Origin of the sequence: Cupriavidus sp. WGlv3 (assembly GCF_023952475.1) — a bacterium.
Classification (GTDB): domain Bacteria; phylum Pseudomonadota; class Gammaproteobacteria; order Burkholderiales; family Burkholderiaceae; genus Cupriavidus; species Cupriavidus phytorum.
The window spans coordinates 145,434-169,119 of record NZ_JALHRX010000007.1 but is presented as its reverse complement, the minus strand read 5'-3'; the positions used below and the strand labels follow the sequence as shown (position 1 = coordinate 169,119).

At 65.7% G+C, this 23,686-nt stretch carries 27 protein-coding genes; 16 read left to right on the top strand and 11 right to left on the bottom strand.

What is annotated here, in order from left to right; all coding sequences use genetic code 11:
• Positions 1–141 precede the first annotated feature (141 nt).
• Positions 142–1,344, bottom strand: a complete 1,203-nt coding sequence (locus MKD38_RS14480) for a DUF4382 domain-containing protein (protein ID WP_252677798.1) — start codon at positions 1,342–1,344, stop codon at positions 142–144.
• A 302-nt stretch (positions 1,345–1,646) separates the two neighbouring features.
• Between MKD38_RS14480 and MKD38_RS14475 the strand changes: the two genes are divergently transcribed.
• The gene (locus tag MKD38_RS14475; RefSeq protein ID WP_252677797.1) at positions 1,647–3,446 is read left to right on the top strand and encodes a methyl-accepting chemotaxis protein; all 1,800 of its coding nucleotides are present in this window, start codon (positions 1,647–1,649) and stop codon (positions 3,444–3,446) included.
• Between the two features lie 12 nt (positions 3,447–3,458).
• Here MKD38_RS14475 and MKD38_RS14470 read toward each other — a convergent pair whose 3' ends face one another.
• On the bottom strand, positions 3,459–3,902 hold the full coding sequence (locus MKD38_RS14470; RefSeq protein ID WP_252677796.1) for a helix-turn-helix domain-containing protein: 444 nt from the start codon (positions 3,900–3,902) through the stop codon (positions 3,459–3,461).
• A 65-nt stretch (positions 3,903–3,967) separates the two neighbouring features.
• Here MKD38_RS14470 and MKD38_RS14465 point away from each other — a divergent pair, with 65 nt between their 5' ends.
• Positions 3,968–4,858, top strand: a complete 891-nt coding sequence (locus MKD38_RS14465) for a class I SAM-dependent methyltransferase (protein WP_252677795.1) — start codon at positions 3,968–3,970, stop codon at positions 4,856–4,858.
• Complete coding sequence (locus MKD38_RS14460; RefSeq protein ID WP_252677793.1) at positions 4,851–5,372, top strand: DUF2938 domain-containing protein; 522 nt, start codon at positions 4,851–4,853, stop codon at positions 5,370–5,372. The genes MKD38_RS14465 and MKD38_RS14460 overlap by 8 nt, the downstream gene beginning before the upstream one ends.
• 19 nt (positions 5,373–5,391) lie before the next feature.
• On the opposite strand, the gene MKD38_RS14455 is transcribed toward MKD38_RS14460, so the two are convergent.
• The 3 genes from MKD38_RS14455 to MKD38_RS14445 form a co-directional block, all read right to left on the bottom strand.
• Positions 5,392–5,715: a nucleotide pyrophosphohydrolase gene (locus tag MKD38_RS14455; protein WP_252677791.1), complete on the bottom strand. Its 324-nt coding sequence runs from the start codon at positions 5,713–5,715 to the stop codon at positions 5,392–5,394.
• Positions 5,716–5,809: 94 nt separating this feature from the next.
• Positions 5,810–6,151, bottom strand: coding sequence for a type II toxin-antitoxin system RelE/ParE family toxin (locus MKD38_RS14450; RefSeq protein ID WP_252677789.1), 342 nt, complete (start codon positions 6,149–6,151; stop codon positions 5,810–5,812).
• Positions 6,151–6,426: a type II toxin-antitoxin system Phd/YefM family antitoxin gene (locus MKD38_RS14445; RefSeq protein ID WP_252677787.1), complete on the bottom strand. Its 276-nt coding sequence runs from the start codon at positions 6,424–6,426 to the stop codon at positions 6,151–6,153. The genes MKD38_RS14450 and MKD38_RS14445 overlap by 1 nt, the downstream gene beginning before the upstream one ends.
• Before the next feature lie 216 nt (positions 6,427–6,642).
• Here MKD38_RS14445 and MKD38_RS14440 point away from each other — a divergent pair, with 216 nt between their 5' ends.
• From MKD38_RS14440 to MKD38_RS14400, 9 genes are all read left to right on the top strand, one after another.
• Positions 6,643–7,437 (top strand): IclR family transcriptional regulator, encoded by a 795-nt coding sequence (locus tag MKD38_RS14440; protein ID WP_252677785.1) that lies wholly within the window; start codon positions 6,643–6,645, stop codon positions 7,435–7,437.
• Between the two features lie 83 nt (positions 7,438–7,520).
• Positions 7,521–8,276: a glutamine ABC transporter substrate-binding protein gene (locus tag MKD38_RS14435; protein ID WP_252677783.1), complete on the top strand. Its 756-nt coding sequence runs from the start codon at positions 7,521–7,523 to the stop codon at positions 8,274–8,276.
• A gap of 18 nt (positions 8,277–8,294) precedes the next feature.
• A complete protein-coding gene (locus tag MKD38_RS14430) occupies positions 8,295–8,963 on the top strand; it encodes an amino acid ABC transporter permease (RefSeq protein WP_012351355.1) in 669 nt (222 codons plus the stop codon).
• Positions 8,960–9,721, top strand: a complete 762-nt coding sequence (locus MKD38_RS14425; protein ID WP_018006726.1) for an amino acid ABC transporter ATP-binding protein — start codon at positions 8,960–8,962, stop codon at positions 9,719–9,721. The genes MKD38_RS14430 and MKD38_RS14425 overlap by 4 nt, the downstream gene beginning before the upstream one ends.
• The gene (gene hutG, locus MKD38_RS14420; RefSeq protein ID WP_252677781.1) at positions 9,718–10,677 is read left to right on the top strand and encodes a formimidoylglutamase; all 960 of its coding nucleotides are present in this window, start codon (positions 9,718–9,720) and stop codon (positions 10,675–10,677) included. The genes MKD38_RS14425 and hutG overlap by 4 nt, the downstream gene beginning before the upstream one ends.
• A 184-nt stretch (positions 10,678–10,861) precedes the next feature.
• Positions 10,862–12,256 carry a saccharopine dehydrogenase NADP-binding domain-containing protein gene (locus tag MKD38_RS14415; RefSeq protein ID WP_252677779.1) on the top strand — a complete coding sequence of 465 codons (1,395 nt, stop codon included), beginning with the start codon at positions 10,862–10,864 and terminating at the stop codon, positions 12,254–12,256.
• Positions 12,256–13,431, top strand: a complete 1,176-nt coding sequence (locus tag MKD38_RS14410; protein WP_252677777.1) for a glutathionylspermidine synthase family protein — start codon at positions 12,256–12,258, stop codon at positions 13,429–13,431. Before MKD38_RS14415 ends, MKD38_RS14410 begins: the two co-directional genes overlap by 1 nt.
• A 3-nt stretch (positions 13,432–13,434) precedes the next feature.
• Positions 13,435–14,157 carry a hypothetical protein gene (locus MKD38_RS14405; protein WP_252677775.1) on the top strand — a complete coding sequence of 241 codons (723 nt, stop codon included), beginning with the start codon at positions 13,435–13,437 and terminating at the stop codon, positions 14,155–14,157.
• Positions 14,158–14,217: 60 nt separating this feature from the next.
• Positions 14,218–14,616: a DUF350 domain-containing protein gene (locus tag MKD38_RS14400; RefSeq protein ID WP_115679043.1), complete on the top strand. Its 399-nt coding sequence runs from the start codon at positions 14,218–14,220 to the stop codon at positions 14,614–14,616.
• A gap of 112 nt (positions 14,617–14,728) precedes the next feature.
• On the opposite strand, the gene MKD38_RS14395 is transcribed toward MKD38_RS14400, so the two are convergent.
• The 4 genes from MKD38_RS14395 to MKD38_RS14380 all read right to left on the bottom strand — a co-directional run bounded on the left by MKD38_RS14395 (position 14,729) and on the right by MKD38_RS14380 (position 17,356).
• On the bottom strand, positions 14,729–15,187 hold the full coding sequence (locus MKD38_RS14395) for a DUF2846 domain-containing protein (RefSeq protein ID WP_252677774.1): 459 nt from the start codon (positions 15,185–15,187) through the stop codon (positions 14,729–14,731).
• Complete coding sequence (locus tag MKD38_RS14390) at positions 15,184–15,513, bottom strand: hypothetical protein (RefSeq protein WP_252677772.1); 330 nt, start codon at positions 15,511–15,513, stop codon at positions 15,184–15,186. Before MKD38_RS14390 ends, MKD38_RS14395 begins: the two co-directional genes overlap by 4 nt.
• A 77-nt stretch (positions 15,514–15,590) precedes the next feature.
• Entirely contained in the window at positions 15,591–16,208 is a 618-nt protein-coding gene (locus tag MKD38_RS14385; RefSeq protein WP_252677770.1) for a hypothetical protein, read from the bottom strand.
• A 377-nt stretch (positions 16,209–16,585) separates the two neighbouring features.
• The gene (locus MKD38_RS14380) at positions 16,586–17,356 is read right to left on the bottom strand and encodes a GntR family transcriptional regulator (RefSeq protein ID WP_371925696.1); all 771 of its coding nucleotides are present in this window, start codon (positions 17,354–17,356) and stop codon (positions 16,586–16,588) included.
• A gap of 107 nt (positions 17,357–17,463) precedes the next feature.
• Between MKD38_RS14380 and MKD38_RS14375 the strand changes: the two genes are divergently transcribed.
• The 3 genes from MKD38_RS14375 (at position 17,464) to MKD38_RS14365 (ending at position 20,678) form a co-directional block, all read left to right on the top strand.
• A complete protein-coding gene (locus tag MKD38_RS14375) occupies positions 17,464–18,246 on the top strand; it encodes an SDR family oxidoreductase (RefSeq protein WP_252677766.1) in 783 nt (260 codons plus the stop codon).
• 71 nt (positions 18,247–18,317) lie between these two features.
• A complete protein-coding gene (kce, locus tag MKD38_RS14370; RefSeq protein ID WP_252677764.1) occupies positions 18,318–19,250 on the top strand; it encodes a 3,5-dioxohexanoate:acetyl-CoA acetone transferase in 933 nt (310 codons plus the stop codon).
• Between the two features lie 120 nt (positions 19,251–19,370).
• The gene (locus MKD38_RS14365) at positions 19,371–20,678 is read left to right on the top strand and encodes an MFS transporter (RefSeq protein WP_371925695.1); all 1,308 of its coding nucleotides are present in this window, start codon (positions 19,371–19,373) and stop codon (positions 20,676–20,678) included.
• Positions 20,679–20,700: 22 nt separating this feature from the next.
• Here MKD38_RS14365 and MKD38_RS14360 read toward each other — a convergent pair whose 3' ends face one another.
• Both MKD38_RS14360 and MKD38_RS14355 read right to left on the bottom strand, forming a co-directional pair.
• Positions 20,701–22,059 carry an XAC2610-related protein gene (locus MKD38_RS14360; RefSeq protein ID WP_252677760.1) on the bottom strand — a complete coding sequence of 453 codons (1,359 nt, stop codon included), beginning with the start codon at positions 22,057–22,059 and terminating at the stop codon, positions 20,701–20,703.
• Positions 22,056–22,655, bottom strand: a complete 600-nt coding sequence (locus tag MKD38_RS14355) for a hypothetical protein (protein WP_252677758.1) — start codon at positions 22,653–22,655, stop codon at positions 22,056–22,058. Before MKD38_RS14355 ends, MKD38_RS14360 begins: the two co-directional genes overlap by 4 nt.
• 177 nt (positions 22,656–22,832) lie before the next feature.
• On the opposite strand from MKD38_RS14355, the gene MKD38_RS14350 reads away from it, so the two are divergent.
• The gene (locus MKD38_RS14350; RefSeq protein WP_252677756.1) at positions 22,833–23,666 is read left to right on the top strand and encodes a YdcF family protein; all 834 of its coding nucleotides are present in this window, start codon (positions 22,833–22,835) and stop codon (positions 23,664–23,666) included.
• Positions 23,667–23,686 lie beyond the last annotated feature (20 nt).

The following is a 23,686-nucleotide window of genomic DNA, read 5'->3' as shown; positions in this document are numbered from 1 at the left end:
CCGAGACGCGAGACTGGCAGTCTAGCGGGAAACCGCGCGATGCGGTAACGGTGCGGTGGCGATGGCGGCCAAACCGATCGCCCATGAAAAAACCGGAAGAGGGCAATGCCCCCTTCCGGCCCGCTCCCCGATCCCCCGGGTTCAGAACGAGAAATTCAGCAGCACGTCCGCGATATTGACGTCCGCGGGCTGCGCCTGCACGGCCCCGCCAACGCTGGTGGCCTGGATGCTGTACTTGCCTGCCGCGGCGCCATCCGGCGACAGCGGGATCGGCAGCGCGGCCTGGTAGGTGCCGATCACCGGCGCGGCAACCGGCAGCGCGGGTTCGGTCGCGAACAGGCTGTAGGCACCGGTATCGCTGGCCGCCGCGGTCGCGGCGATTTCAAAGGTGCCGCCGCTGACCAGTTGCAGCGCGCGCAGCGTGGCTTCGGCCGAAGCCGGCGCCACCACGCCCGAGACGCGGCGATAGGTGGATGCCGGCAGCGTCATCGGCGCCGCAGCGGTCGAGATCGCCGTGGGCGTGCCCACCACCACCGGCACGGCGCGCACGATGCCCGCCGCCTTGGCGTTGGCCGCACCCGGCACCACCACCACGTCGACCGGACCGGCCGTGCTGCTTTGCTCGATCGGCGACAGGCGGAAGCTGCCGTTGGCATCCGCCACGGTCGACTTCACCACCACGCCGTTGCGTTCGGCGTAGACGCGCGCACCCGGGGCCGCGGCCACCACGCCGTTGACTTCGCCGCTGACGGTCATCGGGATCGCGGTCACCACCGGCTTCAGGCCATAGGTGCCATTGCCGCGCGTCACCACCGACTTGCAGGCGTCGAAGTCGAGCACCAGGTCGGTCAGCGTGTCGCGCGCCACCGTGAACGGACGATTGATCTTGATGCCCGACTGCACCGCGCTGGGCGTGTCGAGCGGCTGCTCGGCGCCACCCACGGGCACCACCGAATTGGCCAGGGCCGAGGCACCGCTGCCGCGGTTGGCGTCCAGCACCAGGCGCACCTGCTGGTAATCGCCGGCCGGCAGTGCGGTCTGGCCCAGCACCGTCATCACGCCGTTGGTCAGCGACAGCAGGTCGATCCTGCGCGCGGGCACGACGTCGATATCGACCCAGCCCCCGGCGCTGGCCTCGGCGCTGGCGCTGCTGTGCACGCGCACCTTGTTGACGGTGACGAAGACATTGTTGAAACCGCAGGCCGGCGCATCGGTCATCGATACCTGCAGCGTGCCGCGCCCGGGGCCGTCATCGCCGCCGCCACCGCCGCAGGCGGCCAGTGCAAGCACGCCGCTCAGGGCCAGCAGTCGCAACGGTGCAGAAGTATTAGAAAGGACTGACACGGTGGGTTCTCCGCATTGTTGTTCGTGGGTTGATCGCAGCATATGTCGCAGTTCGCATATCCGTTGTAAATCTTTGTAATCCATTGTGAAAAAGTCCGTGCATTGCTTTGCATAGGCGCGCAGGAGATCCCAGACGATCGCAACGGTATGCGGGGCATTGTCTCGTCAACGCCCGGCACCGCGCGCGAATGCATCACATCGCTCAAGTCGGGAGGCCGCGCTCCGTATACAGCGGAGTGGAAATCCCACGCCGCAGATTCCTGCAAACGCCCCCAACGATTCCTTACGAAGGATTCCCCTTGATGTTCATTACCATCCGCGCGCGGATCGTCGCCCTGTGCGTCGCCATCGTGGTCGCCGCGCTCGCCATCAATACGGCACTGAACCAGTTCGTTGCCAATCGCCATAACGAAGACGCCATCGACAGCAGCCTGGCCGCAGTGCAAAGCGGCCACGCCAGCGCCATCGTCGACTGGGTGGCCTCGCACAGCCGGATGATCGATTCGCTGCAGGACGCCGTGCTGCAGCCCGAACCCGATGCCGCGCTCAGGCAGATCGCGCAGGCCGGCGGCTTTACCAACGTCTACGTCGGCTACGCCGACAAGACCGCGAAGTTCTCCAACCCGCAAGGCATCCCGCCCGGCTACGACCCCACCGGCCGCCCGTGGTACCAGCAGGCCGCCGCGGCCGGCAAACCCGTGGTCACGCCGCCTTACGTCGATGCCGGCACCGGCAAGCTGGTGGTGGCGTTTGCCGCGCCGGTGGTGCGCGACGGTGCGGTGCAGGCCGTGGTGTCCGGCGATGTGGCGATGGATACGGTGATCGCCAACGTCAAGGCGATCCACCCGTCGCCGGCCAGCTTCGGCATGCTGGTGGCCAGGGACGGCAACATCGTCGCCCACACCGACGACAAGCTCACGCTAAAGCCCGTCACGGAACTCGTGCCCGCGCTGAGCGCCGACAAGCTCGCCGCGCTGGCCGACGCCAAGACGCCGCTGGAAGTCGACGTGCACGGCAGCGCCAAGCTGCTCGGCGCGCGCGCCATCCCCGGCACCGACTGGCTGGTCATCGTCGCGCTGGACCAGGCCGAGGCCACCGCCGGCATGCGCTCCGTGCTGTTCGCCTCGGTGATCGCGCTGGTGCTGATCGCCGGCGTCGCCGCCGCGGTGGTGTGGGGCGTGGCGACGATGTCGCTGCGCGGCCTGTCAACCGTGCGCGACGCCATGGACGCGATCGGCTCCGGCGACGGCGACCTGACCCAGCGCCTGCCCGCCGACGGCAACGACGAGGTCGCGCAGATCGCGCGCGCCTTCAATACCTTCGCCGACAAGCTCTGCACCATCATGCGCCAGATCCGCGACGCCAGCGAATCGGTGCGCGCCGCGTCCGACGAAATTGCCGCCGGCAACATGGACCTGTCGCGCCGCACCGAGTCCGCCGCCGCCAGCCTGCAGCAGACCGCCGCGTCGATGGAAGAAATCACCGCCACCGTCGGCCAGTCGGCCAGCTCGGCGCAGCACGCCAACGAATCCGTCGCCGCCGCCTCGCGCGTGGCCGGCGACGGCGGCGTGGTGATCGGCGAAGTGATCAGCACCATGGGGCAGATCGAGACCGCGTCGGTGAAGGTGTCGGACATCATCGGCGTGATCGAGGGCATCGCCTTCCAGACCAACATCCTGGCGCTGAACGCTGCTGTCGAAGCCGCGCGCGCCGGCGACCAGGGCCGGGGCTTCGCCGTCGTTGCCGGCGAAGTGCGCGCGCTGGCCCAGCGCAGCGCCCAGGCCGCGCGCGAGATCAAGATCCTGATCGAGACCACCGTAGGCAGCGTCGCCTCCGGTTCCGAACAGGTGCGCCGCGCCGGCGACACCATGGGCGAGATCGTCAGCAACGTCTCGAAAGTGACCGGAATCATTAACGAGATCACTCACGCGACGATGGAACAGACGCGCGGCATTCAAGAGGTGAATATGGCGGTGAGCCAGCTCGACCAGATGGTGCAGCAGAACGCTGCGCTGGTGGAGCAGTCGACCGCGGCGGCGGCGGCGCTGCAGACGCAGGCCAGCAGTCTTGCCGGGGCGGTGGGGCAGTTCAGGCTGGGCTGAGATCCCCGGCACTCATCGCGCTTTGGCGGGCGGCACGGCTGCCCGCTCACGCCGCCCGCCGATCGCCCCCGTGCCCGCCGCCTGCACGATGCGCCGGAACGTCGGGCATTCCATATGGCTGGGCGCCGGGCACACCGCCGCGTGCCGCAACCCGTCGCGCATCGCCGTAAGCTTGCGGATGGTGCGGTCCAGCTCATCGGCCTTGGCGGCCAGCATCTGCCGGTCGATGCGCGGCTGGCCCTGCGGCGAGAACATCCGCGCGATGTCGTCCAGCGAGAAGCCGGCCGCACGGCCCAGCGCGATCAGCGCCAGCCGCTCCAGCACCCCCGCGTCGAACACGCGCCGCATGCCGCGCCGGCCGATCGATGCGATCAGTCCCTTTTCCTCGTAGTAGCGCAGCGTCGAGGCCGGCACGCCAGCCTGCCGCGCCACTTCCGCAATATCCAGGCTTTTCACCGCTTGACCTCAAGTCGACTTGAACTGGCACAGTGTAGCTTCCAGCCAAGCAAGGGGATACGACCATGGGTGAACAACGGCAAATCAGGAGCAACGGCGGCGAACAGGCCGCACTGTGGAACGGTGCATCGGGCCAGGCGTGGGTCGAGCACCAGGGCCTGCTGGACGACATGTTCCGGCCCCTGGAAGAACAACTGGTCCAGGCCGCCGGCATCGCCGCGGCACAGCGCATCCTCGATGTCGGCTGCGGCACCGGCAGCACCACGCTGGCGCTGGCGCGGCACATCGGTGCGCAAGGCCACTGCACCGGCATCGACATTTCCGCGCCGATGCTCGCCGCCGCACGCTCCCGCGCACAACGCAAGGGCATCAACGCAAGCTTTGTCCACGCCGATGCGCAGGAGCACGCCTTCGCGCCGGCAAGCTTCGACCTGATCGTGTCGCGCCTGGGCGTGATGTTCTTCAGCGACCCGGTGCGCGCCTTCGCCAACCTGCACTGGGCCGCGACGTCCGACGCCACGCTGCACTGCATCGCCTGGCGCAGCGCCGCCGAAAACCCCTTCATGACCACCGCCGAACGCGCCGCCGCGCCGCTGCTGGATCTGCCGCCGCGACAGCCGGACGCGCCCGGGCAGTTTGCCTTCGGCGACCGCGAGCGCGTGTTGTCGATCCTGCAAGCGAGCGGCTGGGGCGATATCGAGCTCCGCCCGACCGACGTGACTTGCACGCTGCCGGAGCCGGCCCTGGCGGGCTACCTGTCGCGGCTCGGCCCGGTCGGGCTGGCCCTGCAAGGCGCCGACGCCACCACGCGCGAGCGCGTCGCCACCATCGTGCGCGCCGCATTCGAGCCTTACGTGCACGGCGACACCGTGCGCTACACCGCGGCGTGCTGGACCATCACGGCCCGCGCGACCGCGGCCGCGCCGTGCAACGGCAAGGACGCCGGCCATGCCTGATAGCACGACAACGATGCTGCTCCATGCCACGGTGATCGGCACCGGCGCCACGCTGGTCATGGACGCCTGGGCCATCCTGCGCAAACGGCTGCTGGGCGTGCCCGCGTTGAACTACGGCCTGGTCGGGCGCTGGCTGGCCTGGCTGCCACGCGGACGTTTCCACCATCACCCCATCGCCGCGACTCCACCGGTGCGCGGCGAGCAGGCCATCGGCTGGATCGCGCATTACCTGACCGGCATCGCGTTCGCGGGAATACTGCTGGGGCTTTGGGGCCTGGACTGGGTACGCCAGCCGACGCTGGCGCCGGCCCTGGCGGTCGGCATCGGCAGCGTCGCAGCGCCCTTCCTGCTGATGCAGCCCGCGATGGGCGCAGGTATCGCGGCCAGCCGCACGCCACGGCCGAATCTGGCGCGGATGCATAGCCTGGTCACGCACGCGGTGTTTGGAGTGGGGATGTATGCGGCGGGTTGGGCGGCGCGACTGATCGCCTATCCGGGTTGGTCCTGGGCGTGAACGCACCCGGCTGTGCAACTCACTCCGGCACCGGATACTTCCTTGCATTGCTTTCCATCTTCGCCCGCACCGCGGCGTCGAGGTCCACGCCGAGCGCCGTCACCAGCTGGGTCAGATAGATGGTGATATCCGCCAGCTCCTGCTCCACGTGCTCGCGCTTGGGCGTGGTCATGATGGCGCGCGATTCGTCCTCGGTCTGCCACTGGAAGATTTCGACCAGTTCAGAGACCTCGACGCTCAGTGCCATCGCGAGGTTCTTGGGACTGTGGTACTTGCCCCAGTGACGGGCTTCGCCGAAATCGTAGGCGGCTTGCTGGAGGTTCTTGATATCGATCAGCGGCATGGTGGTCTGGCGAATGCTTCGTTCAGCGCACGCCTGCACTGGCGTGCGCAATGGTTGAGTTGCCCTGGGGCAGGCAGCGGAGGGCCTTCGCGGCTCAAGCGCCGAGCAGTCGGCGCGCCAGCAATGCCTGCAGGTCGCGCCGGCCATCCGCGATGACATAGATGATCACGCTGTCGTCAATCAGGCGATAGATCACGCGATACGGCTTGAATGCGGTCTGGCGATATTCCCGGATACCCAGCGCGATCAGTTCGGCCGGATAGTTGCCCTTCTCGGGGAAGCGCGCAATCTGGTCCACCGCTTCCAGCAACCGGTCCAGCACGTAGTCCGCGTTATCGACACTGTCGAATTCCGCAATGTAGTCGTGGATGGATTCCAGGTCCTGTTCGGCCCCGGCGGTAAGCAGGACCTCATGGCGCTTGCCGCCCGCCGACATCAGCCGGCGGCCCGCTTGCTGCGCAGGCGCGCGACCACGTCCTTGACCGGTTTGAGCTTGCCGGCGGAGATTTCCTGGTTGCCCAGCGCCAGGATCTTGAGCAGGGCCAGCGTTTCCTGCGTCTGCTCGAACGACGCAACGTCCTGCAGCACCGCGCGGGCCTCGCCGTTCTGGGTGATCACCAGCGGCTCGCGCCGCTCGTTGACTTGCTCCAGTACCTCGGCGGCATTGGCCTTCAGGTAGCTGATCGGCTTGACCTGGGAAGAGTAGCGCATGATGTGGGCCTGACTGTGCAATGGACCGAATATAGACTTTATTCGGTCCTGCCACAACCGCCGGCACCTGGGCGAGTTTTCTCCCGCACCAAGCGGCGCCTCACGCACCTAGCCGCACAAATTGCCATTGAGCAAGGGTTATCCCTAGGCACGCATTCCCATTTTCCGGGACTAGCGGTTTTGATTTCCGGGAATCCGGTCCTATTCTTGGGCCCCATGTTGAATGCTGTCGACCCAACCATCGCCCCGGAACTGACGGCTCCCACGTCCACCGAATCGGCCCAGCCCGCTGGCGGCGCCGATCGCGTGCTGTTCGTGCTGGCCGCGCTGGCGCACCATGGCGCGCCGATCACGGTGCGCGAGCTGGTGGCCCGGACCGGCCTGCCCAAGAGCACGCTCTACCGCCAGCTGATGCTGCTCAAGCGCTGGGGCTTCGTGCTCGAGTCCGACGGCGAATACGCGCCGGGCCCGATCAGCCTGCAGCTCGCGCTGGGGTTCGACATGGCCTCGCACCTGGCCCGCGAAGCGCTGCCCGACATGCGGTTGCTGGCACAGCAGTCGGATGAAAGCGTCGGCCTGGTAGTTGCGGTCAAGGACCACGCGGTGTGCCTGGAGATGGTGGAGAGCCGCCAGTCGCTGCGCTGCTCGTTCGAGAAGGGCCGCGGCGTGCCGCTGCGCGCGGGCGCATCAGCGAAATCGCTGCTGGCCTTCATGCGCGACGATGCGCGCGAGCGCGTGGTCCGGGCCCAGTGCGAGCCGGCCGAAGCGGAACAACTGCTGGCGGAACTCGCTGCGATTCGCGCGACCGGCTATGCCGTCAGCGAGGGTGAAGTGGACCCCGGCGTGTGGGGCGTGAGCGCGCCGCTGTTCTCGCGGCGGGCCAAGGCCGACGCGCTGGGCTCGATCACGCTGATGGTGCCGGCCACGCGCCGGCAAGGGCGCGAAAGCGCGCTGATCGACATGACCGTGGCGGCAGCCATGCGGATTTCCGCGCGGTTGCAGTCTTACTGAACACAGCAGAGCAATCTTTTACCGCACCGTCCGCAGGCCTGCGCGACGGCAGATTTCCCGTTCCCGGAAAAAAGGAGACCCCCATGAACCTTCGTCGCAAATGCCTGATCGCCGGCCTCTCGGCCGTGGCCGGACTGACCTTCGGCGCGGCCGCGCACGCGCAGGACAGCAACGTGCTGCGCGTCGCCACCGACGCCACCTTCCCGCCGATGGAATTCATCGAGAACGGCAAGCGCACCGGCTTCGACGTCGAGCTGGTCGAGGCCATGGCCAAGACCATGGGCAAGCAGGTGGAATGGACCAACATCGACTTCAAGGGCCTGATCCCGGGCCTGGTCTCGCGCCGCTTCGACATGGCCGTGTCCGGCATCTACATCACCCCGGAGCGCCGCAAGGTGGTGGACTTTACCGAGCCTTACTACACCGGCGGCCTGGTGGCGCTGGTCAAGAGCGGCAACACCGCCATCAACAAGCCGGAAGACCTGAACGGCAAGAAAGTCAGCGTGCAGGTGGGGACCAAGTCAGTCAGCTTCCTGCGCGACACCTATCCGCAGGTGCAGCGCGTGGAAGTCGAGAAGAACCAGGAAATGTTCAACCTGGTCGAGATCGGACGGGCCGATGCCGCCGTGACCGGCAAGCCCGCCGCGATGCAGTACGTGAAGACCCGCGGCGGACTGCGCATGGTGGAGCAGCAGCTGACCACCGAGGAATACGGCATGGCGGTGCGCAAGGACACGCCCGAGCTGACCCGCGCGCTGAATGCCGCGCTGGCCAAGGTGAAGGCCGATGGCACCTACGCGAAGCTGACCCAGAAGTGGTTCGGCGCGGCCGCCAAGTAAGCCAGGCGGACCAATACCATGGAACTGGATTTTTCTCCCGTCTTCGCCGGGTGGCCTGACATCCTGCACGGTGCCGTCATCACCGTGCAGGTGACGGCCTGCGCGCTGGTGCTGGGCTGCGTGATGGGCCTGCTGGTCGGCATCGGCCGGCTGGACCCGAAGCGCCGCGTCATCTACGGCATCTGCACCGCCTACGTGACCTTCATCCGCGGCACGCCGCTGCTGGTGCAGCTGTTCCTGCTGTTCTTCGGCCTGCCGCAGTTCAACATCCTGCTGCCGGCCTTTGTGTGCGGCGTGATCGGGCTGGGCATCTATTCCGGCGCCTATGTCTCGGAAATCGTGCGCGGCGCGATCCAGTCCGTCGACAAGGGCCAGATGGAAGCCGCGCGCTCGATCGGCATGTCGTCCGGCCAGGCGATGCGCGCGATCATCCTGCCGCAGGCCATCGTGCGCATGATCCCGCCGCTGGGCAACGAGTTCATCGCGCTGATCAAGAACTCGGCGCTGGTGTCGCTGCTGACCATTGCCGACCTGATGCACGAGGGCCAGAAGATCATCAGCGTGTCGTACCGGTCGCTGGAGGTCTACCTGGCGATCGCGCTGGTGTATCTGATCCTGACGAGCGCGGCCGGGCTGATCCTGCGCCGCGCCGAACAACGGCTGCGCATGGGAGGCATGGTGCAATGAGCGATTCCGCAATCATCCGGATCCGCAACCTGGGCAAATCGTTCGGCAGCCACACGGTGCTGCGCGGCATCGACTTCGACGTGGAACCGTCGCAGGTGGTGGTGGTGATCGGCCCGAGCGGCTCCGGCAAGAGCACCTTCCTGCGCTGCTGCAACGGCCTGGAGCAACCCGAGGCCGGCACCATCGACATCGTCGGCAAGCGCCTGGTGACCGACGGCCAGCTGATCGACGAGCAGGGGCTGAACCAGCTGCGCACCGAAGTGGGCATGGTGTTCCAGTCGTTCAACCTGTTCCCGCACCTGTCGGTGCTGCATAACGTCACGGTGGGGCCGCGCATGCTGCGCGGCGTTTCGCGCGACGACGCCGAGCGCAAGGCAATGAGCCTGCTCGAGAAAGTCGGCCTGGCGCACAAGGCCCACGCCATGCCGGCCAGCCTGTCCGGCGGCCAGAAGCAGCGCGTGGCCATCGCCCGCGCGCTGGCGATGGAGCCGCGCGTGATGCTGTTCGACGAGCCGACCTCCGCGCTGGACCCCGAGCTGGTGGGCGAAGTGCTGCAGGTGATGAAGGTGCTGGCCGCCGAAGGCATGACTATGGTCGTGGTCACCCATGAAATGGGCTTTGCCCGCGAAGTGGCCGATGTGGTCGTGGTGATGGATGGCGGCGGCATCATCGAGGCCGGGCCGCCGTCGGTGATCTTCTCCGCGCCGACGCAGGAACGCACGCGCGGCTTCCTGCAGGCGGTGCTGACGCGGGCATGAGGATGGCAGTGACGCAAAACCCCTGGCAGGGCCGTATCGACCACGGCGAGCAGGGCGACACCACGCGGCTGTTCCGCATCGTGCAGGCGCTGGATACCGCGGACAACGCGGACACCGCGCCGCTGGACCACGCGCCGGTATTGCTCGGCTTTCGCTGCGATGCCGGCGTGCTGCGCAACCAGGGCCGCCCCGGCGCCGCCCACGGCCCCGACGTTATCCGCCAGGCGCTGGCCAACGTGCCGGCGCACGGCCTGCCGGCGCTGTACGACGCCGGCAATGTCAGTTGCGACGACGGCGACCTGGAATCTGCCCAGCAGGCGCTGGCGGACGCCGTGCGCGCGGTGCTGGCGCGAGGCGGCTTTCCGCTAGTGCTGGGCGGCGGCCATGAAGTGGCCTGGGGGACGTGGCAGGGCCTGCGTGCGCACCTTGACGCGCAGGATGACGGCGGCCGCGTGCTGATCGTCAATATCGATGCGCACTTCGACCTGCGCTCCAGCCGGCCCGCCAGCTCCGGCACGCCGTTCGACCAGATCGCCCATGCCTGCGCGGAGCGCGGCCAGCCGTTCGACTATGTCTGCCTGGGCGTCAGCCGCCTCGCCAATACGCCGGCGCTGTTCGGCCGTGCAGAGACGCTGGGCGTGTGCTATGTGGAAGACGTCGACATGCAGGAGCGCCACCTGGCTGCGCGGCTGGCGGAGCTGTCCGCGCGCATCGATGCGGCCGACCATGTCTACCTGACCATCGACCTCGACGCCCTGCCGGGCGCGGTGATGCCGGGCGTGTCGGCGCCCGCCGCCTACGGCGTGCCGTTGCCGGTGGTGGAGGAAGTCGTACGGCTGGTCCGCCGCAGCGGCAAGCTGCGCGTGGCTGACCTTGCGGAGTACAACCCCCAGTACGACCGCGACCACCTGGGCGCGCGCGTGGCGGCGCGGCTGGCCTGGCGCCTGCTGCGCTGAAGCGCGGGCCATAGGCCCGGCCGGCAGTTGGCAGCCGCCGCGCGCGGCGATAGTATTGCCCTTCGCTAGATTTAGCGATTCTGATCAGAATTGATAAAGCCAGGCAAGGGCAGTCCTGCGCCGGCGCGGCCGTGGCCGCGTCCGGGGATCCGCCGCTTGCCGTTTCTCGGGCGGAAGGGTCTGCGTGATCGAACAAATCGTCATCGTTGGTTTCGGCTGCATCGGCCAGGCCGTGCTGCCGCTGCTGGAGCGGGCCTGGCCGCGGGCAGCGATCACCGTGGTCGACCGCGTGCTGGACCGCGCGCGCCAGCAACTGGTCGCAGCGCACAAGCTGCACGCCATCCAGGCCACCATTACCGCGGCCAACTACGAAACCATGCTGGCCCCGCTGCTTCGGCCCGGCACTTTCCTGCTGAACCTGGCGCCGTCCGTCTGTAGCCGCGACCTGATTGCGCTGGCGCAAGCGCACGGCGCGTTCTATGTCGATGCTGGCATCGAACCCTGGGACTACGAAGCCGATCCGCGGGCCTCGCACCTGAGCAACTACGCGCTGCGCCACGAGCTGCTGGCCTTCGCCAGCGGCCGCGAGACCCTGCCGACCGCGCTGGTGGCGCATGGCGCCAATCCCGGACTGGTTTCGGTGCTGGTCAAAGCCGCACTGATGGCACTGGCCGGCAAGGCCGGATTGAATCAGCCGGAACCCGGCGATCGCGCCGCGTGGGCCGCGCTGGCGCGCACGCTGGACGTGCGCGTGATCCAGGTCGCCGAATATGACAGCCAGCAGGCCCCCGGCTATCCGCGCGACGGCGAGTTCGCCAACACCTGGTCCGCCGAAGGCTTTATCACCGAGTGCCTGCAGGATGCCGAACTCGGCTGGGGCAGCCATGAACCGCGCTTGCCGCCCGATGGCTACCGCCATGGCTACGGCAACGGCGCGGCGATCGCGCTGGACCGGCCGGGTCATCGCACGCGCGTGCGCTCGTGGTCGCCGGTACACGGTCCCTTCGACGCCTACCTGATCACGCACAACGAATCGATCTCGATCGCCGAATACCTGACCGACACCCGCGCCGGCCAGCCGCCGTATCGCCCCACCGTCTACTACGCCTACCGCCCCACCGCTGCCACGCAGGCCTCGATGCAATGGCTGGACGACCGCGCCGCCCCGCGCGTGCGCGGCGAACGCATCCTGCGCGACGAGATCCAGTGCGGCGAAGACGAACTCGGCGTGCTGCTGATGAGCGGCCGGCACGGCGCGGTCTGGCATGGCTCGCGACTGTCGGTGCAGCGCGCGCGCTCGCTGGCACCGTACAACACCGCCACCAGCCTGCAGGTGGCATCGAGCCTGGTCGCCGGCATGCGATGGATGCTGGCCAATCCGTCGCGCGGCGTGGTGGAATCCGATGCGCTCGACTTCGGCCCCGTGCTGGCCGATGCCGCGCACTGGTGGGCGCCGCTCAGCATCGCATTTACCGACTGGCTGCCGCGCCCCGGCGCCGCCTCGCTCGCCTTCACCGACTTCCTGCTGGACGGCACCACGGTCCGGCCCGAACCCTCCCTGCTGACCATTGCCTGCTGATGCAACGCATCCCGCAAACCCCGCGACGCAACTGGCCGCGCGAACTCGAGAAGGTGGGTTTCCACTTCCATTCGCTGGACGAGTTCAACGTTCCGCGCGAAGTCGATGACCACACCTTCTTCTACTGGCGCGAAGACGCCGCCTACGCCTTCAGCAAGCAGGAGGTCGAAACGCTCTATGCCGCCGCGCACGACCTGAACCAGCGCTGCCTGGAAGCCGTGCAGCACGTGATCGACCACGACCTGTTCGCGCGCCTGGCCATCGACCAGGACTTCGCGCAGCTGATCCGGACCTCGTGGGACCGCGACGAGCCCACGCTGTTCGGCCGCTTCGACATGACGCTGGACCAGCACGGCGTGCCCAGGCTGTACGAGTTCAACGCCGACACCCCGACATCGCTGATCGAATCCGCCGTCGCGCAGTGGTACTGGAAAGACGCCGTGCAGCCGCAGGCCGACCAGTTCAACAGCCTGCACGACGCCCTGGTGGCACGCTGGCAATGGCTGCGCAACCACTACCGCAGCGCCAGCCTGCTGCACCTTGCCTGCATGTTCGACAGCCAGGAAGACGTCTGCAACACCGAGTACCTGATGGACACCGCGCTGCAGGCCGGCTGGTCCGTCAAGCTGATCGACCTGCAAGACATCGGCACCGACGGCCGCGGCAACTTCTACGACGCCGACAACGTGCCTATCGAAGTCGTGTTCAAGCTCTACCCATGGGAATGGCTGGCCACCTCCGACTACCGCGACCAGCTGGCGCACAGCCCGGTGCGCTGGGTCGAGCCGCCCTGGAAGGCGGTGCTGTCCAACAAGGCCATCCTGCCAATCCTGTGGGAGCTGTTTCCCGGACATCCGAACCTGATCGAAGCCAGCTTCGACGCAGGCCACTTCGCCGGCCGTCCGCACGCGAAAAAGCCCTTCCTGTCGCGCGAAGGCGAAAGCGTGACGCTGCTCACCCCGGAAGGCGACCGCGTCCACAACCCCGGCGAGTATGGCGAGGAAGGCTTCGTCTACCAGGCCTACGAACCCGCGCGGCGCTTTGACGGGCGCTACACCACGCTGGGCGTCTGGATCGTCGACGACGTGCCCAGCGGCCTGTGCGTGCGCGAAGAATCCGGGCCCATCGCCAAGAACACCAGCTTCTTCGTCCCCCACTACTTCACCCCCGCATAAGCCATGGCCAACAAGAAGAAGGGCACCAAGCGCTCCAAGTACGGCAGCCCATACATGCCCGGCCGGGGCGGCTCCGGCGGCCCGTCGCCGCGCATCGCCGCCTACCAGGCCGAGCAGAAAAAGCAGGGCGGCTCGCCCGCGCTGTGGATCGTCGGCGCCTGCGCCGTGGTCGCCGGCGTGGCCGTGCTCGGCTCCTGCAGCGACGACGCCGACGACGACCCCGGCGTGACCGTGCGCCGCGCCAGCTACGCCACGCTGGAAGACTGCGAGGCCGACTGGAACACGCCCAACGACTGCGAAAGCGTGCCGCTCGACGACCCCAGCACCATCTACAGCTCCAGCCTCGACGCCCCCGCCAGCGACGCCGCCGGCTCCGGCACCACCCACAGCAGCAACGCGTACTACGCACGCTGGTACGGCCCGTACTACACCGCCAGCGGCACCGTCTACCACCCCAACGGCACCCAGACCCAGCGCGATATGACGTCCGGCCCGCTGCGCCCGATGCAGGTCTACGACCGCAACGGCACGCCCACGCAATCCTTCACCAACGCCACCCCGCGCGCCGCCATGGTGGAAGAAGCCACCGTGCGCCGCAACTCGCTAAGCGGCGGACGCTCCATGGGCCTGACCATGCGCTCCGCCGCCGTATCGCGCGCACCGGTGGTATCGCGCGGCGGCTTCACCAGCCGCTTCGGCAGCTTGGGGCGCTCCGGCGGCGGCTGAATGCCCCTGCCGAACGCCATCCCGCACGCAAACCCAGACAACCGACAACGAGTCCATCCAATGGTCAATACCATGCACCCGGCGCTTGCCTACCTGATCTACATCGTCACCGGCTTTGCCATGCTGGGGCTGTTCCTGCTGGTCTATACGCGCGTCACGCCGCATCGGGAATTCACGCTGATCCGCGAGGGCAATATCGCGGCGGCATTGTCGCTGGGTGGGGCGGTGCTGGGGTTCTCGCTGACGCTGTCGTCGAGCATTCAGCACAACGCTACGTTTGCGATGTTCTTGCTGTGGGCGTTTGGGGCGTTTGCGGTGCAGGTGCTGGCTTACCTGGTGGCGGCGCGGGCGCTGGGGGGTGTCAGTGAGGCGATCTCAAGTGATAACCGCGGGGTGGGGGCGGTGATGGGGGTGATTTCGTTGTCGGTGGGGGTGGTGAATGCGGCTTGTTTGACGTGAGGCGAACTCGAGAGAATTCCGAAGCCCCGTAACCAATATCGCCTCTCCGCGCTGACACAGACGCTTACCTCCCAGGCTCCCCGACGGAGACCCTGGGGGGCGGCCGCGCCGCTTACTTCGCCGGCGCCTTGACTACGTCGCCGGTGTAGCTCAGCGATGCCAGATCTGCCTTGGCCTTCTCAGGCGTCTCGAGTTCCAGCACGACGCGGCCCACCATCAAGCCCATCGACGGTGAACTGCGCACGTATTTCGTCTCGCCGGCGTCCAGCACGAAGCTAAGCGTCTTTTCGGTTTCGGTCGAAGCCGAGGCCACGTACTTGCCGGCAGGGCGATCCACAAAGAAGAAGCCGCCGGGCTTGGACTCGCCCACTACCTCGTTGTTCAGACGCAGATCCGGCTGGATCGCCGCGCCGAACATCGATGCCGAGCGCAGGAAGTAGACCCGGCCGTCACCCCGCTTCAGCGTCGGAATCGACGCCTCCATGTCGGCGTGTTTTACGCCGGAAGCACACCCGGCCAGCAGTGACGACACCGCCAGTCCGGCGAACAGCATGCGTGCGACCCGTTTCATTCTGATTCTCCCAAGTTCAAAGGTACGGCTGTGGATAGCGGGGAATAGTTCTGTTCCCCGGGCAAATAGAAGCCCACCAGGGTCTGGTTATGGATGACCAGGTAGGCTTCGTGTACCTGGCGTCCTTCGATGGTGAAGATGGTGCCGACAGGCCGGAAGACATCGCCCTGTGGAACGCGGCCTGCTTTCGACCAGACTGACTTTTCAGGCAGCGTGCGGGAATAGCCAGTGTCAAGTTTGATGGTTGTAGCGGTCAGGATCTGGATGCGTCGGGCGGCCGCGCTTGGTTGGGTGACCTCGATAGCCGATGGGGCCGTTGCAATCATCGGGGCACAGGCAGCAAGCGCTAAGCAACATCCAGCAGCAAGTCCATATCGCCGCATGTGGTGTGGAAATGACAATTTCACTCGGGTAACCGTTTGAATCGATATTTTGAAAAATGCTTGGCCGTGCCAGTAGGAATCCCGCCAAGCCGCAGGCTCATGTGAACCTGCATCGAATCCTCCGAAACCAGATTCCCTTGATCATCTAGGTAGAGCATTGCCACCGAATCCGTGGTATTCGGTCCGAATTCTGATCTGCCACCTTTGCTAGCTCCTCCCCATATGATCTTTCCATGAGAACCGGTGCATACGAGTCTGCCTTTGTCTTCAAACGAGAGGGCACGTGATGCGCTTTTACCATTCTCATAGTTCACGCTAACTCGGAATGACCGCGCGGCGAACCTCGTCACTTCTCCGTATTTTGGATACGAGGTACGGCTTGAATCAGATCTTGCTGCGCTCATAAATTTCATCGCGTCTGCGCTACTAGCAAATGGGAAGACATAGTCAATGCGCATAGTCTTGGCCCATCCTTGAGCCGTGGCGTCCCCATCCAAGAGTTCGCCGCTGCCCTCATATCGGCCACTCAGGTCGGGGCAAGCAACGCTGGCGTAGTCAGCCGGATCAATATTGTTACCACCGGCCCCTGGGTAGTTCGGCGGCGAATGAAGGCAGCCTGAACAGACCAGGGCCATCATCAAAACTATTGGCCATGCGGCTATGGCTAGCCCTGACGTGCCTTCGTGATACGTACTTGCCCGTATTTGACCCATCGCCCGCGCTCCTGCCTTGCTGAATGGGCGCGGCTTCAGCTCCTGGTCGCTACGGAGACATCTCGATCACTTCAAGGCGTCCGTAGCGCTATTCGCCGCGCTAAGTTTGGGGCGAAAGTAACAAGCGGACTCCAGGGCAAATATAGGGGGCTTCTTAATTCTTATCGAACCTTACATTTCGTTGGATGAATTCAACGGAATCCCGAAACACTTCAGCATCAAAACATATCAGCCGGAACTTTGATTTAGGCCATTTTTATAGCCCGCTGATATGGGCGAGCAGGCGACCTGGCCGATGCAGATCAGCCCTTCAGCCCGGCACGCCCTGCCTTGGTACCGCGTTTCACGGCCATCAACGTGGCTTCCGTTCCCTTAGCCGTCTCCGTACTGACTAGCACCCCCGCCGAGACAATATAGACGGCCGCGCTCTCGATATCCCCGCGCAGCGCCGCACAGGCCGCCGCACCGTCATGCTTGCGCAGCGCCTCGACCAGCTTGTCGTGATGTTTGACCGCGACGCGTTCCTCCACGCGGCGCGACCCGGAGCGCAGATCATGGTTCAGGATCGGCCCGATGCGCAGCCACTGTGACTCGATCATCTGCAGCAGGATCGGCATGCCCGCCGCCGCGTAGACGGCAAAGTGGAAGGCCTGGTTCGCGGCGATGACAGCGGCGCCGTCGGGATTGCGCTTGGCCATCTCGTCGGCAAAGCGGCGGTGCAGGGCCTGCACCTGCTTCAGCTCCTCGTCGGTGATGCGCTCGGCCGCGGTCGCGGTGGCGAGCCCTTCGAGCTCGATCCGGATCTTCGTGATTTCCTCGAACTGGCTGACGCTCATGCGCGGCACGCGCAGCGCGCGGTTGGGCGTGAGTTCGAGGGCCTGTTCGGCGACCAGCCGGTGCACCGCTTCGCGCACCGGCATCACGCTTACGCCTAGGGCTGCAGCGATGTTGCGCAAGGAAATCTGCTCGCCGGGCATCATCTGGCCGCTGACCAGCAACTCGCGCAGCTGCGTGTAGACGTCGCGGCTGAGGGTCTGGCGGACTAGAGGCGTCACAAGGTCATTCAGGCTCATGCGGCGAAGCATAGCACATAGGGTTATTCTCTATACTTGATCTGTGATCACAGTTTTAATCTTCGTCCGGAAGGCAGGCACCGGCCTGCCCTGAGGAGATTGAAACCATGTGGAAGGATGAATCGCTCGCCGGCAAACGCGTGCTGGTCACTGCGGGTGCCAGCGGCATCGGGCTGGAAATTGCACGGGCGCTGGCCGAAGCGGGCGCCCGCGTCGCGGTCTGCGACGTGGCCGGCGACGGACTGGAACGCGTGTGCGCCGAGTTGCCGGGCGTGGTGGCCGTCAGGGCCGATGTGTCGAAGGAAAGCGACGTCGAGGCGCTGTTCCAGGCGTTGGACCAGGCCTTTGGCGGCCTTGACGTGCTGGTCAACAATGCCGGCGTTGCCGGACCGACCGGCGGCGTCGAAACGCTGTCGCTGGCCGACTGGGAACGCACGCTGGCCGTCAACATTACCGGCCAGTTCCTGTGCGCCCGCGCCGCGGTGCCGCGCCTGCGGCAAGGCCGCTCGCCGTCGATCGTCAACCTGTCTTCCGCCGCCGGGCATCTCGGCATGCCGGGCCGTTCGGCCTACTCCGCCTCGAAATGGGCGGTGGTGGGCTTTACCAAGTCGCTGGCGCTGGAACTGGGCGCCGACGGCATCCGCGTCAACACGGTGCTGCCCGGGGCGGTCGACGGGCCGCGCATCCGCGCCGTGATTGCCGCGAAGGCCGAGTCGCTGGGCAAGCCGCTGGAGGAAGTGACGCGCGACTACACCTCGCAGGCGGCGCTGGGCCGCATGGTGACGATGCGCGATATCGCCGACATGGTGCGCTTTCTGTGCAGCGACCAAGCCGCCAGCGTGCATGGGCAGGAGATGGTCGTCGACGGCCTGACCCAGGCGCTCAGCTAGCGCGCCTCTCGCATTCCTTGCACCGCGGGTTATCCGCGATGCGGACCACCAACATCGACAAGGGAACCACCATGGCCAAGCGAGCCAAAGCCATCATCACCTGCGCCCCGACCGGCGCGATCCACACGCCCAGCATGTCGCCCCATTTGCCGGTGACTGCCGACGAGATCGCCACCGCCGCCATCGACGCGGCACGCGCCGGCGCCGCCATCCTGCACCTGCACGCCCGCGACCCCAAGGACGGACGCCCGTCGCAGGACCCGGAGCTGTTCCGGTCGTTCCTCGCCAGGATCCGCGCCGAGACCGATGCCGTGATCAATATCACCACCGGCGGCAGCCCGCACATGACCGTCGACGAACGCATGCTGCCGGCCACCACCTTCAAGCCGGAGCTGGCTTCGCTGAACATGGGTTCGATGAACTTCGGCCTGTTCCCGATGCTGGAGCGCTTCAAGGATCTCCGTCACGACTGGGAGCGCGAGCACCTGGAGAACAGCCGCAACCTGATCTTCAAGAACACCTACCAGGACATCGAGAACATCCTGCGCATCGGCAATGCCAACGGCACGCGCTTCGAGTTCGAGTGCTATGACATCAGCCATCTCTACAACCTGCGCCACTTCCTTGACCGTGGGCTGGTCAAGGGTCCGGTGTTCATCCAGTCGGTGTTCGGCATCCTGGGCGGCATCGGCCCTGATCCGGAAGACCTGATGCACATGCACCGCACCGCGCAGCGCCTGTTCGGCGACCAGTTCCGCTGGTCGATCCTGGGCGCCGGCCGCAACCAGATCCCGCTGGCCACCATCGGCGCGGCGATGGGCGCCAACGTGCGCGTCGGCCTGGAGGACTCGCTGTGGATCGGCCCGGGCCAGCTGGCCGCGTCCAGCGCCGAGCAGGTCACGCGCATCCGCACCGTGCTGGAAGCGCTGAACATCGACGTCGCCACGCCCGACGAAGCCCGCGACATCCTCGACCTCAAGGGCGCCGCAGGCACCGCGTTCTGAACCGCCGGGCCGCCATGGCGCGGCCCGGGCAGGCATCGATCACCGAAGACATCAAACAGGCCGAACGGCAAGCCCGCGCCACGGGCGCGGCGCCCGGATCCGCCGATGGAGACCACGCACATGCAGACCGTACCCGCCTCGGGCGCACCGCCGCTGGCCGCGCCCACCGACCGCCCGCTGACCGCGCTACTGTTCCGCAAGCTCGTGCCCTTGCTGGTGCTGTCGTATGTGATCAGCTTCCTGGACCGCACCAATATCGCGTTGGCCAAAACGCACATCGCGGTCGACCTGAACATCTCGGCCGCGGCCTACGGGCTGGGCGCCGGCCTGTTCTTCCTCAGCTATGCCTTCCTGGAAATCCCGAGCAACCTGATCATGCACCGGGTCGGCGCCCGCTTCTGGATCACGCGCATCATGGTGACGTGGGGCCTGCTGTCGGCGGCAATGGCCTTTGTCCAGGGCGAGACGTCCTTCTACATCATGCGCGTGCTGCTTGGCGCGGCCGAGGCGGGACTTTTCCCCGGCGTGATGCTCTACCTGACCTACTGGTTCGGTCGCGAAGACCGCGCGCGGGCGGTGGGTTACTTCCTGCTGGGGGTCTGCATCGCCAACATCGTCAGCGGCCCGCTGGGCGGGGCGCTGCTGGCCATGGATGGCATTTGGGGCTTCAAGGGCTGGCAATGGATGTTCGTGCTCGAAGGCCTGCCCGCCGTGTTCCTGGCCGCCGTGGTCTGGAAGAAGCTGCCCGACGGACCGGACAGCGCGCCATGGTTGACTCCGGCACAGGCCCAGGCCGTGCGCAGCCGACTTGCCGCCGAAGCTGCCGATGCCAGCACCGGCAAGGCCGGACACTCCTTCCTTGGCGCCATGCGCGATCCGCAGGTATGGCTAGCGATCTTCATCTACTTCTGCCACCAGATCTCGATCTACACGGTGATCTTCTTCCTGCCGGGCATCATCGGCACCTACGGCAAGCTCACGCCCGTGGAGATCGGCCTGCTCAACTCGCTGCCGTGGATCGCTGCCGCCATCGGAGCCGCCTGGCTGCCCCGCCATGCCAACACCCCGGGCCGCGGCCGCCGATTGCTCTGCCTGGGACTGGCCGTGATGGCTGGTGGCCTGCTGATCGCCGCCTTCGCCGGCCCGGTGATGGCGCTGGTGGGCTTCTCGCTGACCGCGCTGATGTTCTTCGTGGTGCAGTCGATCGTGTTCCTGTTTCCGTCGTCGCGCCTCAAGGGTGTAGCGCTGGCAGGCGGGCTGGCGCTGATCAATACTTGCGGGCTGATTGGGGGATTCATCGGGCCGTCGGTGATGGGGCTGATCGAACAGGCGACCGGTAGCACGCGTAATGGACTGATCATCATGGCGGCGCTGCTGCTGGTGGCGTGTGCGGTGGCGCCTGCGTTGCGGCAGGGGCAGGAGCGATGAGAGGAGGTGCCGGGGCGAGTGCTCAATCGCCCGGAGATCGCCTACGTGTTTCGCGGTAGTGCATCTTCCCGTCGCGTAGGCGACCGGTCGTGATACTGACCCACTCGCCGTTCGCGTACTCATCCTTGCTGAATACAAGCGTCAACTTGCCACGCACGTAGCGATAGACCTCGGAATAATGGCTGCAACAGCTGCCACGCTGCGCGCTGTGAACGGTCCGTGTCTTTGGGTCGATCCACAGCTGAGTCAGCTCTGACAATTCCCGGGAGAAACCGAACTGGCGCCGCGCCGGGTCGTACAGGAACACATTAGTGGTACTGTTAGGGCCCGCGCCGCCAGACATGCCGTGTATCGCAATATCCGGATGGCCGTCGAAGTTGGCGTCTACCACTTCGATCGCTTCCTCGCGCAGCACATAACCGCCATCCGATTGGAAATCGCGCAGTACCTGCAGGCGATGGCCGCCGTGCCGCGACAGCACTTCAATGGCAACCGGTTGAGGCTCATCCGTGTCGCTGACGCCAGGTACCACGCCTACGCGAAATCGGAAGTCACGGGTCGTGGCGCGCTGCGCCACCCACTGCACAGGGTCGACATCGTCGCGGTCGATCCACCCATGGCGAGCTTTGCCATGTTCGAAGTAATCGACCTCGAACCATTCCGACTGACGGTCCAGTACTGCGAGGAACGTTCCTGCCTTCAGCTCGGAACGGTTATTCGTGCGTTCACGTGAAGCAAACATCGGGACCGCGCTTCCTAGGAAGAGAATGTCCTGGTAAGGACGTACCTTTTCCAGCGTAAAACGATCGGTACGGTAGGTGACCTCGACGCGCTCGATCCACTTGCCATAGGCGGCGGAGTCACACACGCCGAGCAGGCAGCCGACCCTGTCGTCCTGAGTGGGAGTACGTTCAGGCGGGTTATGCATGCCGGCAAGATCGCGTCGCCGGGGCGGCTGGCGCAGGACAAAGCAAGCAAGGGTCCGCTCGGACAGCGCTTCCTCGCCAGCACAGAACGGATTGGTGGTCGAATAATCGTTCCAGCCTGGCATGGCATAGGCAATGCAAGACCGTTCGCCACGCTCGGCCTTGTAGCCGTCCACGGTCAGGAACAGCACCCTGTTGCGCTCGGGTTCGGCATATCTCGCTTCGCGTGACACCACGGCATACGTGACACCGGCCGCTGCGGGGAAAGCATGCTCGAATCTCTCTTCGATGTGCTTATTGGTCCCGGCTTCAGCGCGCTGCACAGCGGTCACGTAGGAACCGGCGTCTATGCGGTAGATGCCTGGGGTCAACGCGGCGCCATAGGCGTGTCCGGCAACAGCACCGCCAAGTATCAGCCGGGCAAGTGGGAGGAGTCTCACGGATGAGAGGTTCATTTAGTTTCCACCGGCTTGAACTCCTTCACATTCGTCATCTTGTAATACAGCTGCAAAGTCGCAAGTTCCGATGATGGGATTCGCCCCACATAAGCAGACCTGACGAAGGCGGCACTGCCGCTTCCATTGCTTTCCATCACACACACATATCGTCGCCCATGTTGGCGCAGCAGAGCATAGCCAGCAAGGACCGGCTGTTCGACTCGCGAGGGTCGGTGCTTTCCAAGAGCGACCGCACGTCTGATGTACCCGCGACGCACTCCGACGAAAATGAAGTCGTTGCTTCCGCGCTTGCTGGTTGCGTAGCCAATCGTATGCTTGTTGTTTGCGCCCCCGGGATTGAATAACTGGTAACCGGGTACAGTAACGTCGTCCAAAAGATCCGCCTCTCCCTCAATCTGGGTGATTGAGATCGAAGCGTCCGACGGTCTGTCGAAGAGCAGGCAACTGTCGATGATGGCTGCCGGTACATGCCCAGCGTGAGCGGGTACGGATAGCACAAGCAGGGAAACTGCAACGGCCATCCATTCGTGGTGCCAAAAAATCGCTCCATCCAAACGCGCGCCGTTTCGGAGTGCAAAACGAATGTCAGGCATTGTGGCTCCAGGTTGGCTGCTCCCGCGCCAAGGTTTAGCTAACAATGACTCGTGGATCCATAGGCCGAGCCTTAAACTCGCTCTTTTCCATGACCACACCTTCACATATCGCTGAGATCCTCGCCCTGGCCGAAGTCCAGTCGCAGACCGTCGGCACGTCGCTCTATCAGGTGGTCTATGCCGTTTGATAATCCAGCAATCAACGATCTGGAGATCCCTGCATTGAAACGAAACACCCGCTGGATACGCCTTGCCCTGGCGCTGGTAGGCGCCGTGCTGATCGGCGATGCCGTCGCACTGATGGGGATGGGCTTGTTCAACTTCGGCATCACGTTGCCGGCGTGCATTGGCATCGCGTTCCTGCTGCTCGCGCTGTGCTGGAATGGCGTGGCGCGATGGCGGAAAGCGGATCGGCGGCGGCAGTGGCTTTGGCGTGCCGGATGGATGGCGTTCGCGGTGTGGCTGGTTACTGTCGGTGTTTTCTTTTATGGCATCCGCAGCGGCATGGGCGCTTCCGTACCCGCGGGGACAGCGGTGAAGGCGATCATCATTCTTGGATCTGGCACCCCTAACTGCAAGGCGTCGCCGACATTGATTGCGCGACTGGATCAGGGACTAGTGCAGGCGCAACGGTGGCCGCAGGCCAAGGTCGTTGTGAGTGGCGGGCAGGACTTTGGGCTGCAGTGTGTCGAGGCGGACATCATGGCCGACTACCTCGTTGCGCGCGGGATAGCGGCGGACAGGGTGATTCGCGAAGGACGCAGTACCAGTACCGAGGAGAACCTGGTGTTCAGCCGGCGGTTGCTGGAGCAGCAGGGCGTCGATGCTGCCGGTGCGCTTGTCGTGGTGACCAGCGATTTCCACGTGCGGAGGGCGGTGGGGATCGCGCGGAAGGCGGGGTTCGGGGAGGCATTCGGCGTGGGGGCCCGGACGCCTTTGTATCTTCGATTCAATGCGTGGTTGCGAGAGTATTTTGCGGCGATCAGCAGCTGGATTTTGAGGGAGTACTGAGGCCTCGCCTTGCGGCACTT